A 14445-nucleotide genomic window follows, 5' to 3' on the forward strand; every position below is an offset into this window, starting at 1 on the left:
ACGTTACGTTCGAGGTCGCTGGTCACTTGGCTGATGTACTGCGAAGTCAACTCGGTGGTGGTAGCTGTGTCTTCGGACATGCGTCTCTCCTCGGTTGGTGGCTGGGGCGAAGCCCTGGCGGGCGGTTGCAGCGGGGCAGGGATGATTTCCGGCCGCAGCGTGCCCTGGTGGAGGGATGATACGGGTTGGAAGCCTTGTTTTTGCTGAGTGGGCAACCCACGTCCTGGCCGCGGTGCGCGACCTGACCCGGCTGGCACTGGTCACCGAGGCCGTCCGTGCCGTGCTGGAAGAAGTGGCCCGCGCCGCTTCGCACCTGTTGACCGGCCTGGTCGACGAGGACTGGGGACGTCGCTACGGCCGTCCGGCCCGTCTGGGCAAGAACCCCACCCGGCCCAAGATCAGGATCCTCTCCGCCGGCGACGACGTCTACCGACTGCTGGAACGCCTCCACCGGCACGGAACGGGCTACCGGCCCGGGCCACAGGCCGAGGCGTTACGGCAGATCGTCGTGCAGAACTACTACCGCGACGCGGCCGGCCGCCTGCACTGGCGCACCGCCGACGGCGGCGGTCTGCCGCCCTCCTCCTCGGAAATCGCTCGCCTACGACACCAGTCCTCAGGCCTCGGGGATGACGACCTTGAAGCGTTCGGGGCTCGTGACGTTGGGGTCGGGGCCGCCGCGGACTCCGGTGTCGAGAGCGTCGAGGGTGGTGAGTTCGTCGGCGCTCAGGGCGAAGTCGAACACGTCGATGTTCTCGGCGATCCGGGACGGGTTGGTCGACTTGGGGATCGCGTTACGGCCCTGCTGGAGGTGCCAGCGCAGCAGCACCTGTGCGGGGGTTTTCCCGTGGGCCTGCGCGATGGCCTGGACGGCCGGGTCCTGGAGCGTGCTGCGTCCGGTGCCGTCATTGTCCCAGTAGAAGGTGATGCCGCCGATCGGAGACCATGCCTGGGTGTGGACGCCGTGCTCGGCGTTCGCCTTCTGGACCTCGGGCTGGGTGAAGTAGGGGTGCAGCTCGACCTGGTTCACGGCCGGGACGATGCTGGTGCGCTCCACGAGCTCGGCCAGGTGATGCGGCATGAAGTTGCTGACGCCGATCGCCCGGACCTGGCCCTCCTCGTACAGCTTTTCCAGCGCCTGGTAGGCGGCCACGGTTGTGTCGAACCGCTCGGGCACCGGCTGGTGCAGGAGCAGGAGATCGAGTTGGTCCACACCGAGTTTGCCGGTGCTTTTCTCGAAGGCGTGCAGCGTCTCGTCGTAGCCGTAGTCGGTGACCCAGATCTTCGTCTCGATGAACACCTCGGCGCGGTCCACTCCGGAGCGGCGCAGGCCTTCCCCGACCTCTCGCTCGTTGAAGTAGGCCGCCGCCGTGTCGATGTGCCGGTAGCCGGTGCGCAGAGCCGTCTCCACCGCCGCAGTCGTTTCCGCCGCGGGGCTCTGGAAGACACCGAGACCGAGCACCGGCATGGTGACGTCGTTGTTCAGGGTGAAGGTGCTGTTCTGCTGCGGATCAGTCATGCATTCCAGTCTGTGTGCCCTGTGACCTGCGTGCCAGCCAGATGGGGGGCCGTGTGACACCCCTGAACAGCGCTCCCGGGCACAGCACGGCCTGTCTTCCAGCACGTGTGATCAGCAGGCTCTGATCGACGCTCACGAGCATCGCCGGGGCGTACCACCGGACGCTGTGCGTGAAGGTGGGCGTCGACGGGCGGAGCTGTGTTCGTCGTAGATGCAAAGGGGAGTTGGTCCCTGCGGTCGCTGTCTTTGCCGTGGTTGCGGCGGTGGCGTGCAGTGTGGCCGGAATCCTGCGCCGAGTACGGCGTTGGGGGATTCCGGCCACGCTGGAGACCGGGACTATCCGTGCAGGACGCTGCAGTTGATCTCCCCGCTCTGCATCTGCGCGTGGTGCGGCGCGTTCAGGCCGCCGTCGATGACGTACAGCCGGCCGTCACGGACCGCGGTGGCGCTGGGGGAGGCCAGGCCGTCCGCATGGGTCATCACCGTCCGCACCTTGCCGTCCGGGTGGATCACCGACACCTTGTCCGGGGCGTTCTGGGCGGCGAAGACCACATCGGAGCGGTCGTTGAGGAAGCTGAAGTCGTCCACGCCGTCGATGTTCTTGGTGACGGTGTGGATCCGTCCCGGCCTGTCGTCAGCGGCGACCGGGATGCGCAGCAGGCTGTCCTTGGCGAGGTTGGAGACCCAGACGGCGCCCTTGTGGAACTTCAGACCGTTCGCACCGAAAGGCACCGCCTGGGACGGGACGGGGGCCAGGGCGGGGTCGGTCAGCCATACCTTTGCCTTGCCGCCCTTGACGGGTACGGCCCAGATGGTGCTCTTGAGGCTGTCGGCGACGTAGAGGTTGCGGCCCGTGGGGTCGAGGGCCATGCCGTTGGGCAGCCCGTCGGTGGGCAGGGCTGCGAGACGGCGGGGGCTCTTGCCGGGTGCGATCTTCCAGACGCCTGCGCGGGAGGCGTCGGAGGACCAGACGTTGTAGTAGACCGTGCCGTCCTTGCCGCGGATGTTGCCGGTGATGCCGTCGCCCTGAGGTGAGGTGGCGAGGACCGTGCGGTGTCCCGACGGCGAGACGCGTATCAGCTGGGGCGACTTCTGAGCCGGGGCGCCGATCATCGACAGGGTCACGGAGTGATCCGGGTTGAACGTGATGTTCTCCGGGATCTCGCCGGCGGAGTAGTCGAACTTGGCCACCGTCTGGACATCGCTGACGACGCGCTGCTGGTGGTGCGTCGGGGTGGCGGCGAAGGCGGAGGGCGCGGCCACCAGGACCGCCGAGGCCGCAATGGCGACAGCGGTCGGGCGGATCCTTTTCCTCAGAGAGGTCGAACTGTGGGACATGTAGCTTTCCTTGCGTTGCAGTCGCTCGCCGGGCGTGCATGCCGGGCAGACGTGGGAAGGGCACAAACGGGGGCTGGGCGACGGCCGCTCCGAGGTGCTCATCGCGGTATCGCAGAGAGCCAGGCCGAGACGGCTGGGGAACCGGCTTTTCCGGTGTTTGCCCTGATGGCCGATCGCCTGAATGAGTCTGGCAGCGGAGGGGGCAGAGGGGCCATAGGGAAGGGGGGCTGTGTCACACCCCTGAACAGCGCTCCCCGGCTCGGTGCGTCCCTCTGACGGCGGGCGAGGCGGGGTGGAGACAACGACGCACTCACTGGAGTGCTCGGGTCGGTGACAGCGACCCGTGGCCTTGTGGCCGAGGCCGCAGCACCCTCCGACCACGATGCCACCGTCAGCCGCCGGCCCAGGAGAGTCCTCACACGTCTCGACGCCCTCGGAAATCAGGAGGGCGACGCAGCACCGTCCTGCCCGGTGGCCGACGGGTCGGGGTGCATCGTGCCGGTCGGTGATGGCTGGGAGCCGAGGAGGTCGAGGAGGGCCAGGGCGTCGTACTCGGTCGTGTCCGGCTCGGCGAAGTACGCGACCAGGTGGTGGCCGGGCGTGTCCTCCAGCTCCATGGACTGGAAGCCGAGAGTGAGATCGCCGACCTCGGGATGGTGGAAGGTCTTGCGGCCGTGCGCGCGGCCCTTGACGTCGTAGCGTTCCCACAGGCGGGCGAAGTCCGGGCTCTTGACGAGGAGTTCACCGGCCAGGCGGGCGAGATCGGGGCTGTCAGGGTCGCTGCCCGCGAGTCCGCGGAGGTGGGCGACACAGCTGCGGACCTGATTGCTCCAGTCGTCGAACAGCTCGTGGGCGGCGGGGTGGAGGAAGACGTAGCGGGCGATGTTGCGGTCCTTGGCCGGCCACTGCTCCATCCCGGTGAGCAGACGCAGCCCGCCCGGGTTGTGCGCGAGGATGTCGGTGGTGCGGCTGACCACGTGCGCGGGGTACGGGCGCAGGCTCTCCAACAACATCGTCACGCCCGGACGTACCGCCCGTGACGGGGCGGGCCGGGGCTCGGGGACGCTATCGGCGACCATGATCGCGAGGTTGCGCAGCTGCTCGTGCTCGTCGTCCTCGAGCCTCAGGGCACGGGCGAGGGCGTCGACGACGGACGGGCTGGGCCGGGTTTCCTTGCCGCGCTCCAGGCGGACGTAGTGGTCGACGCTGATGCCGGCGAGGGTGGCCAGTTCCTCACGACGCAGCCCGGGCGTGCGCCGCAGCCCGGATCCTGCCGCGAGCCCAGCCTCGGCAGGCGTCAGCCGAGAACGGCGGGCGCGCAGGAAGCGCCCCAGCTCGATGCCGCCGTCGGCGGTGTGCTCACGTGTCATACCTTTCAGTGTCCTCAGGCAACGACACGTGCGCGAGGCGTGCGGGGCGCCCTGTCACTCCCCTGAACGGCACTCCCTGGCACGGCACGGCCTGCCACGCTGCGCCTCGCTCCCGCAGGCTGGATTCCGGTGCCGAAGGCGGCAGGCCACGAGGGCTCATCGCCTTCAGCACCACGTACGTGGTCCAGCGGTGCGCGGGAGCGCAGGGAATCAAGGGGTCGCAGAGATGAGCAAGGAAACGAAGGAAGTAGTCGTTGTCATCGGCTCCGGCAGCATCGGCCTCGCCATCGCCCGCCACGTCGGCGCCGGCCGCACCGTGCTGCTCGCCGACTACAGCGAGAAGGCGGCTGAGGCCGCCGCCGAGCGGCTGCGGGGCGAGGGGTACGACGTCTCGACCCAGGTCACCGACGTCTCTGACCACACCGCAGTCGAGGCACTGGCCGACGCGGCCGCTGCTCTGGGCCCGGTCACCCAGATCGTGCACACCGCAGGCGTCTCGCCCACTCAGGCGAGCATCGAGCGAATCCTGCACGTCGACCTGGTGGGCACCTCGATGGTCCTGGATGCGTTCGCTCGTGTCGTCGCCCCCGGTGGCGCCGGCATCGTGATCGCCAGCATGGCCGGGCACCGCGAGAGCCCCTACGCGCCCGAGATCGAGCACGCGCTTGCCACCACCGAGACACCGAAGCTGCTGGAACTGCCCTTCCTCCGGGCCGAGCGGGTCGGCACCACCGTCCACGCCTACGCACTCTCCAAGCGGGCCAACTCGCTGCGGGTCCAGACCGCCGCGGCCGCCTGGGGTAAACGGGGCGCCCGGATCAACGCCGTCAGCCCCGGCGTCATCATCACGCCGCTGGCCCTGGACGAGCTGTCCGGCCCCCGCCAGGAGTGGTTCGAGCAAGTGCGCAAGGTCTCGGCGGCCGGACGCTTCGGCACCCCCGACGAGGTCGCCGACGCGGCCGCCTTCCTCCTCGGCCGCCAGGCCGGCTTCATCACCGGCGCCGACCTCCTCATGGACGGCGGCGTCACCGCTGCCCTGCGTACCGGCGAACTGACCATCCCCTGAAGGCAGAAAGAGAGCCCATGACCAAGGAACCCATGACCGTCCTGATCGTCGGCGCGACCGGCAGCATCGGACGTCTCGTCGTGGCCGAGGCGATCGCGCGTGGGCACACCACCCGCGCCCTGGTACGCGACGGCGCGCAGGCCCGGCACCGGCTCCCCGCCGAGGCGCAAGTCGCCGTAGGCGACGTCACGCGGCCCGACACACTCGCGCAGGCCGTGGCCGGAGTCGACGCCATCGTCCTGACCCTCGGATCGCACGGCAGCGCGCACTCCTCGCCGGAGAACGTCGACTACGCAGGAGTTCGCAATGTCCTCGCCGCCTTGTCCGGAAAGACGCCCCGCGTCGTGTTGATGACCGCCATCGGCGTCACCGCCCGCAGCAGCGCGTACAACCACCTGGTCGAACGGAAGCGGCGCTCGGAGCGGCTCGTGCGCGCCAGCGGCCTGCCCTACACGATCGTGCGGCCGGGCTGGTTCGACATGAACGCCCCCGACGAGCACCGCCCCGTCTTCCTCCAGGGAGACACCCGCCGCTCCGCCACCCCCTCCGACGGCGTCATCGCCCGCGACCAGATCGCCCAGGTTCTGGTGCAGGCCCTCACGGCGCCCGAGGCCGTACGCCGCTCCTTCGAACTCGTCGCGGAACACGGCCCCGCCCCCAGCGACCTGGGCCCGCTGTTCGCCGCGCTGGAGCCGGACGCGCCCGGTGCCCTGGACGCGGTCCGGGACGAGGACAACATGCCGCTGACGCAAGAGCCGCAACGCGTCCGCGACGACCTCGACGCCGTCAGGACACCAGCCGGCGCCTGACCAGGCGGCCGACCCGATCGGCGCCGTCACTCGCTGGACGAGATCAACACCGTCCTGAAGGGCGGCACATCTACCGGGTGCGCATCCGCAGTGAGAAAGGCATCCGCTGGGGCGGCCGACCTGCTCTCGCCGCATGATCAGGCAGCCTGGCGAACGTTCCCGGTCACAGCACCACCTCCGCCGCGGATCTATCTGGGCTACTTGACCAGCCGGAAGGCGGGGTGCCCGACCCAGGCTCGCAGGAACTCCGCCGTTCCCAGCGCCATCCAGTCGTCGTCCGCGATCCCCAACACCCCCGGAAGGCCGGCGACGACCGACGTCTGTCCGCCCAGCAGCTCGGCTTTGGCCACGCCCCCGATGACGTCCATGACAGCGGCGGTCAGCAGGGCCGTGGCCACGTGGTCGATCTCGCGATTGCAGCAGGCGCTGACATTGACGGCATGGGTCGGCCTGAAGCCGAGGATGGCATCCACCTCGGGCTCGTCCGCGTGCTCGGCCTCGAAGATGCTCTCGTCGCCGACACCCGGCCCCATCAAGTAGACCAGGAAGGGCCGACGCCAGTCCTCGCGCTGCGGATTGAATCCCACCAGGGCCGTGAGGTCCTCGTCCGCGGAGGTGTGGCCGAGGAGCGGAAGCGGGAACGGCGTTCGCCGGTCCTCCTCTCGCCTGTCCTCGACGCCCAGTCGCTCTGCGGGCACGTTGACGTCGAAGGACCCGGGCCGCTTCTCGTCGAAGTGGGAGGAGAGCCCGACCATCAACGCGCGGAATTCCCGCAGCGCAGCCGAGGAGAGCGGCTCCGCCAACTCGATCACCAACGTCGGACCAGACATGCTGAGAGCCTAGTTTGATCCGCGCCGCCACCGCCCGAATCGTTCCCATACCGAAGCCGGCCGGTCCGAGCACCGACGCCGCCAACCGGGTGAACCTATGCGGTCAGAGCACCAGCGTGCTACGTCGGATGGCCCACCACCATGAGCGCCGTCACCCAGTTCAAGTCCAGCGTCGAGAACCCGGCCATGCCCCACCGACCGGGCCCGTGCGAACAACCCCTGCAGGTGCTCATCCCGCAGGGGCCCGCGTGTACGGCGGAGAGCGGAGTCAGCGAGGTTCAGATCCCGCAGGGCGGCCTCAGCCGGCCAGGACCGGCTCCCGATCGAGCCGGACCATCACGTCGTACTCCGGTGTGCCAGGGGCCACGTGATACGCGACCAGGCGCTGGCCGGTACCCCCGTCAGGCTGGAGCGAGTGGTAGCCGAAAGTGAAGGTCCCGGCCTCGGGATGGTGGAACGTCTTGGTGCCGTGGCTGTGTCCCTGGACGTCGTAGCGGTCCCACAGACGGGCGAAGTCCGGGCTCTTCGCGAGAAGTTCGTCGACGAGGCCGATGAGGTCGGGGGCATCCGGTTCGACCCCGGCGAGGGCGCGCAGGCGGGCGACGCAGCCGCGAATCTGGTTCTCCCAGTCGTCGAAGAGGACGCGGGCCGTCGGATGGAGGAAGACATATCGCACGATGTTGCGCTGCCCCTCCGGCCAGTCCTCCAGGCCGGCCATCAGCCGCAGCCCGCCGGGGTTGGTCGCGAGCAGGTCCATGGTGCGGCCGACGATGTGCGCGGGGTAGGGACGCATGCTCTCCAGGAGCAGCTGAAGACCGGGGTCCACGGCCCGGGCCAGTGCTGCGGCCGACGGTTCCGCCGCTGCACCGCGCGCGGCGCACGCGGCGAGTTCGCGCAGGTGCCGGACCTCGGCGCCCTCCAGCAGCAGTGCGGATCCGAGCGCATCGAGCACCGAGGGGCTGGGGTTGGTCTCCCGGCCGCGCTCCAGCCGCGTGTAGTAGTCGATGCTCACTCCGGCCAGTGTGGCCAGCTCCTCCCGCCGCAGGCCCGGCGTCCGACGCAGCCCCGCGCCCTCTGGGAGGCCCACATCGGCTGGGGTGACCCGGGCGCGGCGGGCCCGCAGGAAGTTCCCCAGCTCACTGCCGGTGTTCCTGCCTTTGCGCTGCTCAGGTGCCATACGGCCCAGTCTGGCAGCCATGTGACCAGGGTGACAGCCGCGAGGGGGGCCGTGTCACACCCCGGAACACCGCTCCCCGGCACAGCACGGTCTGTGACGTCAGGACCCCTGGCGCCGGGCCGGAGACCGTCACAAGCCCCATCCTGCTCCTCCGGCCCCCGCACCCGACGCTGATCCCGGTGCGCGGCGCACCCCCGCTCACTGAACGACCCACCGGAAGGGAGGACTTCCTCGACGGTACGGTCGAGCCGGGCCGCGTGTTCGATCGCGCCATCGGGCTCGACGACGTACCGGACGGCTATCGGGCGATGGCGGACCGGACCGCGCTCAAGGTCCTCGTCCGGCCCTGAATCGCCTCAGCGCATGTCCTCGGCGGGTGCCGCAGCGGTCCGCTCGGCCTCTGGCATGTCGAGGAGCACCAGCTTGTCATGGTCCGGGGTGCCCGGTTCGGCGAAGTAGGTGATGAACCGCTGCCCCTGTGTGCCTTCCAGCTCCATGGCCTGGTAGCCGGGGGTGAGGTCGCCGACCTCCGGGTGGTGGAAGGTCTTGCTGTCGCGGGTGGGCGCGCATACGTCGTAGCGCTCCCACAGATCGGCGAACTCGGAGCTCTCGTCGAGGAGTTCGGCGACGAGTTCAGCCAGGTCAGGGGCGTCCGGCTCCAGGCTGTGCAGGGCACGCAAGCGCCCTACCACCACACGAAGCTGCTCGTCCCAGTCGTCGAACAGCTTGCTGGCCGCGGGGTGGAGGAAGACGTAGCGCACCACGTTGCGTCTTTCCGGCGGCCAGTCCGCCATACCGGCGAACAGCCGGAGGCAGGACGGATTGCAGTCGAGGATGTCCTTGGTGCGGCTGACCACGTACGCCGGGAAAGGCCGCATCTGCTCCATCAGCAGCTTGAGACCGGGCGGACCGTGCGATCGGGGAAGGCGCCGGACCCCATCGGTGTGCGCCGCGCGGACCGGGTGACGAGCTCACGCAGGTGCTCATGCCCCATGGGGTCGAGCTGAAGGGCACGAGCCAGGGCGTCCACGACGGAAGGGCTGGGGTTGGTCTCCCTACCGCGTTCCAGACGAACGTAGTAGTCGACACTGACGCCGGCGAGCGTGGCCAGTTCCTCCCGGCGCAGCCCCGGCGTGCGGCGTAGTCCACGGCCGGCGGGCAGACCGGCCTGCTCCGGAGTCACCTTGGTGCGATGGGCCCGCAGGAAGGTGCCCAGTTCCGAGCCGCCGCTACCGCTCTGCCGCTCACGTGCCATGCGTCCAGTGTGACAGGCCGGGCTCGAGGGGCTGAGAGCTGCGGCGAAGCGCCGTGGGGCCGCGAGCTGCGCCAAGACCGCGTGGGGGGACCTGTCACGCCCCCGAACACCGCTCCCCGGCACAGTGCGGCCTGCCACTTCGAGCGCAGGGCCAGCAGGCTGGATCAAGGGCCGGCGAACCGCCCGGGCCGACAGGCCGCCTCGCCCCCCTGAAAACCTCCCCGTTCCGTTCGATCAGGAGATCTCCACGTGTCCTCATCTCTCACTTCGGCCCCGCACTCCGGGAGCCCGGCCCGGCCCCACGGGGCCGGATGGGCACTGGTGACCGCGCTGCTGGGCTTCTTCGTGATGACGCTGGACGCCCTGATCGTCAACGTCGCCCTTCCGGAGATCGGCCGCGGCTTCGGGGGTGGTATCACCGGGTTGCAGTGGGTGGTGGACGGCTACACGCTGATGTTCGCCGCGCTCCTGCTCTCCGCCGGATCGATCACTGACCGCGTCGGGGCCCGCCGGGCGTTCGGCGCCGGTCTCGGTGTGTTCGTCACCGCCTCCGCCGCCTGCGGATTCGCGCCGAGCCTCGGTGTGCTGATCGCCGCCCGGCTGGTGCAGGGCGCGGGTGCCGCGGTGATCGTGCCCGCCTCGCTGGCCCTGCTCCGCGAGGCGTACCCGGATGCGGACCGGCGTGCCAGGGCGATCTCGATCTGGGCGATGGGCGGCTCCGTGGGCGCCGCGGCCGGTCCCGTGGCCGGCGGGGTCCTGAGCCTGGTCAGCTGGCGGATGATCTTCTTCGTCAACCTGCCGGTCGGCGTGCTGGCGCTCTTCCTGCTCACCCGGACCGCTCCCTCGCCGCGGCGAGCCGACACCGGATTCGACTGGGCGGGCCAGATCAGCGCCGTGGCGGCGATGAGCGGCCTGACGTACGGAGCGATCGAGGCCGGTTCCGACGGCTTCGCCGCACCCCGAGTGCTGATCGCCTTCGGTATCGCCGTGATCGCCGGTGCCCTGTTCCTGATCACGCAGGCGCGTGGCAAGCACCCGATGGTGCCGCTGCGGCTGCTGCGGACCCGGACGATGCTCGTCTCGGCAGGCGTGGGCTTCGCCCTGAACGTCGGCTTCTACGGCATGATCTTCCTGCTCAGCCTCTACCTCCAGCAGACCCGGGGCCTGTCCCCGCTGGCGACCGGCATGGCGTTCCTGCCGATGACCCTGCTGACCGCCTTCATCAGCCCCAGTGCGGCCTGGTTCGCCGCCAGGTTCGGCCAGCGGATGCCCGTCATCACCGGGCAGCTCACGATGGCCGCCGGCCTGCTGGTCCTGAGCCTGGTACCGGCGTCGGCGCCGACCTGGCTGGTGGTCCTGCTGATGATCCCGATCGGCGCAGGAGGCTCTTTGGCCGTCCCGGCCGTGACCGCCCTGCTGCTGGACCGTGTGCCGGCGGAACGCGCCGGCATTGCGAGCGGCGTCCTCAACGCCTCCCGTCAGGTCGGCGGTGCCCTGGCCGTGGCCGTCTTCGGTGCCCTGATCGCCCAGCACGCCGGCTTCTTCCACGGCCTGCGCGTCAGCCTGCTGACCGCTGCCGTGCTGGTCCTCGCCACCACGGTCGTGAGCCTGCTGCTCAGGCCGGCCGCTGCCACCGCATCCGCCCCCGTGAAGGACCTCGAGAAGGAGGCGACCGCATGACCACCACGACCACCTGGACAGACGACGAACTCGACCGTATCGGCCACGCCGAGGAACTCGAGATCGCCTCACTGCGGCGCGACGGCGACGTCGGCAGCCGGCGGACCATCTGGGTCGCACGCCTCGGCGAAGACATATACGTCCGCTCGGTCAACGGCCCAGGCTCCGACTGGTACCGGAGCACCCGCATGCATCCCGGTGAAGGAGATCAACGAGGCGTACGACCGTGTCCTCGCCTCCGATGTCCGCTACCGCTTCGTCATCGACGCCTCCACCCTCGCCACGCCATGGGCACGAACGCCGCCAGCGGTGCCGCGCACTGTCCGGCACCGATGACGCCATCGCCTTCTGACCCATCCCCGAGGCATACGGTGCTCGGTCTCGAACTCGTCGTGGTCCTCGGACCGGCCGTCCTGCTGGCCGAATCACCGGCAAGCGACTTAAGAGCGCCCCGCCGGTCCTGCTGGTGATCACCGGTGCTCTGGTGGACTTCATCCCCCCTGCGTCCGTGAAGTCGAGAGGCGTCCTCCGACGGCGGTGGCGGTGGGTGAGGCGAGACCGTCCGCGGCCATGAGCACGGTGCTGGTGGTGCCGCCGGGGCATACGGCCTTGATCTTGGTGGGGGTGTTGTGTGCGGCGAACACCACGTCGGTGTCGCCTCAGTCGATGAAGGGATCTTCCAGCGTCGGGATACACGGAGACATCAGCGCCTCCGTGTGCTGCGTGACCATGCCCCGAACGAGCCTGAGCACGCGCACCTCGTTCTCATGGCCCGGGTCCTCGTCATCGCGAACGTGGAGGAGCCCGTAGGAACCAGGGGCAACCACCGCCACATGCTCGAACAGTTCGACAACATCAGGCGGCGAGCGGTGATTGGAACAGCCTCCGAGGTGGATGAACGGCTCGCCGTTCATCCACCTGAGGTCAAGCAAGTAAGGGCTGGCCATCTGGGTGATGCGAACCCGAAGTTCATCGACGATCTGCCGCATGCGGGTCTCATCGTCGTCATCAACTGCGGTCTCCCTGACCGTGATCCAGCCGTGGTACTCAATCACCCCACGATCCTAGTGAGATCACCTGCGTTACCGTGCCGATGGCAGCAAGATCTGCCGGACACTCCTTGGCTCAGTTCGTCGCCGCGTTGCTGCAGCCGTGCGGATGGCCGCCTCTCAACTACGGTCCGCCCGCCGCTGAACCGTGGAATTGGTGGCACCAGCGGCGGTGGGCCCACACGGCGGCCACGCTCTGGCCGCAGATTCAGGACCTGGCTGGGCGGCTTGCGCAGCACGGGATCCTCCACCCTGCCGACATCGCGCACGCACGGGAGAGTTCTTGAGCCGGCGCTGCAGCGGGCGCGCGTCCGTGGCGGGACGGCCGGCTCATGGCCCCCTCAGATGGGCAGGGCACGTATCGAACCGAAGTCCATGGCCTGGCCCGACTCGTGGAAAATCTGCGCGGCCGTGCGGTTCACCTCAGCCGGGTCACCCCGCTCCGCGACGAGCCTGTCGTAGATCGGCGCATCGCTGTGTGCCGGGCGTGCGGCCCAGACGCCGTCCTGCTGGTTCACTGCTGAATTCCCTTCCCCGTTGATCCAAACGAGCAGCGAGTGTACGGGTGCGCCGCGTGCGCGAGTCATTGGGGGAGCAGGGATCCGGCCGTCTGGTGGGACACCGCGTAGGCAGCCGCATCTCACCGGGTGGTGGTACGACACCCCTGCGGGAAGAAACCCGGTGCCCAAGTGGCAGGCGGGCAGCACACAGTGGACCGACATACCCGACGCCCCCTACCGATGAACGGACGGCCCTGCCTGACGACGGCGCTACGACGAATCCTCCACCGAGCACATCCTCGGACTGTCCTGGACAGTGCGGCTCACCGGCCACAGCGACCGCTCGGCGGCCGTCACCTGCAGCACCGCCTCCTGCCACATGCCCGCCTGCTCCAAAGAGTCGCGGCTCTGCGCGCCTTCGCAGCACGGCACGCCCACGCCCATGCCAGAGCCGCGACCATCCGCTCCAACGCCTCCGGCCGCTGCGCGCCCAGCAGTGCACAGCCCACCCCCAGACCAAGGCCCGGTGCGCCGACCGCGCGGCGCTCATCGTGCGCCACGACGCCCACGTCGGACGCGTCTGGATTGTGGAAGAGGGCTGTGAAACTTGCGCGTGGCTGATTCCCAACGCCACCGTCGTCACCCGCGCACAGCTCCGTCCGCCAGCCGAAGTTCCCCGGGCCACGAAGGTTCCGGCACCCGCGCGCCCGAGTGTTCCCGGCGGATTCTCCTCGGCCGGTGCAACGGCTGACAGCACACACCAGGCCGCACCGCCCTCGCGCCGCAGCGGGCCCCGGCCGCCGCGCGGCCCTCGCCCCGCCCAGAGACGCTGACGGATGTGCCGACGGCTGCTGCCCCCGTCCCGACTGGCAGGTGAGGCCGGGAGCAACCGCGTTCGGCTCGGACCTGGGGTCTGACGCTCGTTCTGATTGCCCGCTCCCGCCTGCTGGGACAGGAACGCCGATGGTCGCATGGGCTTTCCCGGGGGACGGGTTGGGGCGGGCGGCTCGACCAGGAGGCGACGAGCATCTCCCATGAGGTAGCCATCGTCCGGGCTGAAGTCGAGGACCCCGTCATGCAGCGCTACGACTACGTCCACTGGATGTTCGAAAAGACCCGCAACAGGAGCGGCCTACCCCGCGGCGCCATGCGCACGGGCCGCATCGTCGGTTGCGTGAACTTGGGCGATGCGGCTCAGCCGACGGAGTGCTCCGGCCGCCACCGACGCCGGGTCTTCCACGTCAAGGACAACGGCCGGAACGAGCCCAACGGCCAGTACCAGGATGTGTGGCCGTGCTCATGCCTGTATCTCCGCTTCGGGCCGGCAGGCGCAGGGACCGAATGCGGCGGCGAGGAGTGTCGGGTCGGTGAGCTGGCCGGTGCCGTCCGGGATCGCCGGCCACCACCGGCCGCCGAGGGAGTGCACGACGGGCGGGCACTTCAGTGCCCAGCCGGTCGGGTGGACGGTGAGGCCGGCGACGTCGTCGAGTTCGTCGGCCACGCCTGGCGGGAGCAGCCACCAGGTCAGGCCTTGGGGGATGTCGGCGAGCACTGGGCCGTGGGGGTTGGAGCCCAGGCGCCGGATCGCCTCCAGAGACCGGGAGAGCCGCGCTTCAGCCACCCGCCAGTGCGCGCCGGTGGGGATCGCGGCCAGTTGCTGCGCGTCCCACGCGAGCTGTGTCGCTGCGGGGTCCGAGGCACAGGAGAGAAGCCACTCCTGCCCTGCGCGCACCGGCGCGAGGGGGATGTGTGTCGCCATGTCTGGACCGTACGTAGGGCAGTTGCGAGCGAGCGCGCGGATTGCGCCAGATTGCGCGTCCGGTATTCGGGTTGAAGCGGGTTGCTCAACCGA

15 protein-coding genes and 4 pseudogenes are annotated in these 14445 nt (G+C 69.6%); 7 read left to right on the forward strand and 12 right to left on the reverse strand.

The window, feature by feature from the left end; translation table 11 throughout:
- The 4 genes and pseudogenes from ABZ471_RS39250 to ABZ471_RS39265 all read right to left on the reverse strand — a co-directional run.
- Window positions 1-215 (reverse strand): annotated as a pseudogene (locus ABZ471_RS39250) (hypothetical protein); the annotation flags it as partial.
- Between the two features lie 401 nt (window positions 216-616).
- Complete coding sequence (locus tag ABZ471_RS39255) at window positions 617-1519, reverse strand: aldo/keto reductase (protein ID WP_359073493.1); 903 nt, start codon at window positions 1517-1519, stop codon at window positions 617-619.
- 336 nt (window positions 1520-1855) lie between these two features.
- The gene (locus ABZ471_RS39260; protein ID WP_359073494.1) at window positions 1856-2857 is read right to left on the reverse strand and encodes a hypothetical protein; all 1002 of its coding nucleotides are present in this window, start codon (window positions 2855-2857) and stop codon (window positions 1856-1858) included.
- Between the two features lie 440 nt (window positions 2858-3297).
- Window positions 3298-4227 carry a helix-turn-helix transcriptional regulator gene (locus ABZ471_RS39265; protein ID WP_359073496.1) on the reverse strand — a complete coding sequence of 310 codons (930 nt, stop codon included), beginning with the start codon at window positions 4225-4227 and terminating at the stop codon, window positions 3298-3300.
- Window positions 4228-4453: 226 nt separating this feature from the next.
- Between ABZ471_RS39265 and ABZ471_RS39270 the strand changes: the two genes are divergently transcribed.
- Window positions 4454-5293, forward strand: a complete 840-nt coding sequence (locus tag ABZ471_RS39270; RefSeq protein WP_359073497.1) for an SDR family oxidoreductase — start codon at window positions 4454-4456, stop codon at window positions 5291-5293.
- Between the two features lie 17 nt (window positions 5294-5310).
- The gene (locus tag ABZ471_RS39275; RefSeq protein WP_359073499.1) at window positions 5311-6102 is read left to right on the forward strand and encodes an SDR family oxidoreductase; all 792 of its coding nucleotides are present in this window, start codon (window positions 5311-5313) and stop codon (window positions 6100-6102) included.
- Between the two features lie 197 nt (window positions 6103-6299).
- On the opposite strand, the gene ABZ471_RS39280 is transcribed toward ABZ471_RS39275, so the two are convergent.
- Both ABZ471_RS39280 and ABZ471_RS39285 read right to left on the reverse strand, forming a co-directional pair.
- Window positions 6300-6932, reverse strand: coding sequence for a DUF6368 family protein (locus tag ABZ471_RS39280; RefSeq protein WP_359073500.1), 633 nt, complete (start codon window positions 6930-6932; stop codon window positions 6300-6302).
- Between the two features lie 298 nt (window positions 6933-7230).
- Entirely contained in the window at window positions 7231-8109 is an 879-nt protein-coding gene (locus ABZ471_RS39285) for a helix-turn-helix transcriptional regulator (RefSeq protein WP_359073526.1), read from the reverse strand.
- A 224-nt stretch (window positions 8110-8333) separates the two neighbouring features.
- Between ABZ471_RS39285 and ABZ471_RS39290 the strand changes: the two are divergent.
- Window positions 8334-8459, forward strand: a pseudogene (locus ABZ471_RS39290) (IMP dehydrogenase); the annotation flags it as partial.
- Between the two features lie 6 nt (window positions 8460-8465).
- Here ABZ471_RS39290 and ABZ471_RS39295 read toward each other — a convergent pair.
- Entirely contained in the window at window positions 8466-8987 is a 522-nt protein-coding gene (locus ABZ471_RS39295) for a hypothetical protein (protein WP_359073501.1), read from the reverse strand.
- A gap of 8 nt (window positions 8988-8995) precedes the next feature.
- A complete protein-coding gene (locus ABZ471_RS39300) occupies window positions 8996-9364 on the reverse strand; it encodes a helix-turn-helix transcriptional regulator (RefSeq protein WP_359073503.1) in 369 nt (122 codons plus the stop codon).
- A 249-nt stretch (window positions 9365-9613) separates the two neighbouring features.
- Here ABZ471_RS39300 and ABZ471_RS39305 point away from each other — a divergent pair, with 249 nt between their 5' ends.
- From ABZ471_RS39305 to ABZ471_RS39315, 3 genes and pseudogenes are all read left to right on the forward strand, one after another.
- On the forward strand, window positions 9614-11044 hold the full coding sequence (locus ABZ471_RS39305; RefSeq protein ID WP_359073505.1) for an MFS transporter: 1431 nt from the start codon (window positions 9614-9616) through the stop codon (window positions 11042-11044).
- Window positions 11041-11223: pseudogene (locus ABZ471_RS39310) on the forward strand (DUF2255 family protein); the annotation flags it as partial. The gene ABZ471_RS39305 and the pseudogene ABZ471_RS39310, both read left to right, overlap by 4 nt.
- Before the next feature lie 19 nt (window positions 11224-11242).
- The gene (locus ABZ471_RS39315; protein WP_359073528.1) at window positions 11243-11380 is read left to right on the forward strand and encodes a hypothetical protein; all 138 of its coding nucleotides are present in this window, start codon (window positions 11243-11245) and stop codon (window positions 11378-11380) included.
- Between the two features lie 155 nt (window positions 11381-11535).
- Here ABZ471_RS39315 and ABZ471_RS39320 read toward each other — a convergent pair whose 3' ends face one another.
- From ABZ471_RS39320 to ABZ471_RS39330, 3 genes are all read right to left on the reverse strand, one after another.
- Window positions 11536-11691 (reverse strand): hypothetical protein, encoded by a 156-nt coding sequence (locus tag ABZ471_RS39320; protein ID WP_359073506.1) that lies wholly within the window; start codon window positions 11689-11691, stop codon window positions 11536-11538.
- 12 nt (window positions 11692-11703) lie between these two features.
- Window positions 11704-12099, reverse strand: coding sequence for an Imm7 family immunity protein (locus ABZ471_RS39325; protein WP_359073508.1), 396 nt, complete (start codon window positions 12097-12099; stop codon window positions 11704-11706).
- A gap of 335 nt (window positions 12100-12434) precedes the next feature.
- Window positions 12435-12611: a hypothetical protein gene (locus ABZ471_RS39330; protein ID WP_359073510.1), complete on the reverse strand. Its 177-nt coding sequence runs from the start codon at window positions 12609-12611 to the stop codon at window positions 12435-12437.
- Window positions 12612-13620: 1009 nt separating this feature from the next.
- On the opposite strand from ABZ471_RS39330, the pseudogene ABZ471_RS39335 reads away from it, so the two are divergent.
- Window positions 13621-13878 (forward strand): annotated as a pseudogene (locus ABZ471_RS39335) (DUF6009 family protein); the annotation flags it as partial.
- Between the two features lie 12 nt (window positions 13879-13890).
- Here ABZ471_RS39335 and ABZ471_RS39340 read toward each other — a convergent pair.
- Complete coding sequence (locus tag ABZ471_RS39340) at window positions 13891-14352, reverse strand: hypothetical protein (protein ID WP_359073512.1); 462 nt, start codon at window positions 14350-14352, stop codon at window positions 13891-13893.
- Window positions 14353-14445: the final 93 nt, after the last annotated feature.

Origin of the sequence: Streptomyces sp. NPDC005728 (genome assembly GCF_040630895.1) — a bacterium.
Lineage (GTDB): Bacteria > Actinomycetota > Actinomycetes > Streptomycetales > Streptomycetaceae > Streptomyces.

Coding starts and splice junctions, on each gene's coding strand:
- ABZ471_RS39255 (WP_359073493.1), bottom strand. CDS start 1,519: ATGACTGATCCGCAGCAGAACAGCACCTTCACCCTGAACAACGACGTC.
- ABZ471_RS39260 (WP_359073494.1), bottom strand. CDS start 2,857: ATGTCCCACAGTTCGACCTCTCTGAGGAAAAGGATCCGCCCGACCGCT.
- ABZ471_RS39265 (WP_359073496.1), bottom strand. CDS start 4,227: ATGACACGTGAGCACACCGCCGACGGCGGCATCGAGCTGGGGCGCTTC.
- ABZ471_RS39270 (WP_359073497.1), top strand. CDS start 4,454: ATGAGCAAGGAAACGAAGGAAGTAGTCGTTGTCATCGGCTCCGGCAGC.
- ABZ471_RS39275 (WP_359073499.1), top strand. CDS start 5,311: ATGACCAAGGAACCCATGACCGTCCTGATCGTCGGCGCGACCGGCAGC.
- ABZ471_RS39280 (WP_359073500.1), bottom strand. CDS start 6,932: ATGTCTGGTCCGACGTTGGTGATCGAGTTGGCGGAGCCGCTCTCCTCG.
- ABZ471_RS39285 (WP_359073526.1), bottom strand. CDS start 8,109: ATGGCACCTGAGCAGCGCAAAGGCAGGAACACCGGCAGTGAGCTGGGG.
- ABZ471_RS39295 (WP_359073501.1), bottom strand. CDS start 8,987: ATGCGGCCTTTCCCGGCGTACGTGGTCAGCCGCACCAAGGACATCCTC.
- ABZ471_RS39300 (WP_359073503.1), bottom strand. CDS start 9,364: ATGGCACGTGAGCGGCAGAGCGGTAGCGGCGGCTCGGAACTGGGCACC.
- ABZ471_RS39340 (WP_359073512.1), bottom strand. CDS start 14,352: ATGGCGACACACATCCCCCTCGCGCCGGTGCGCGCAGGGCAGGAGTGG.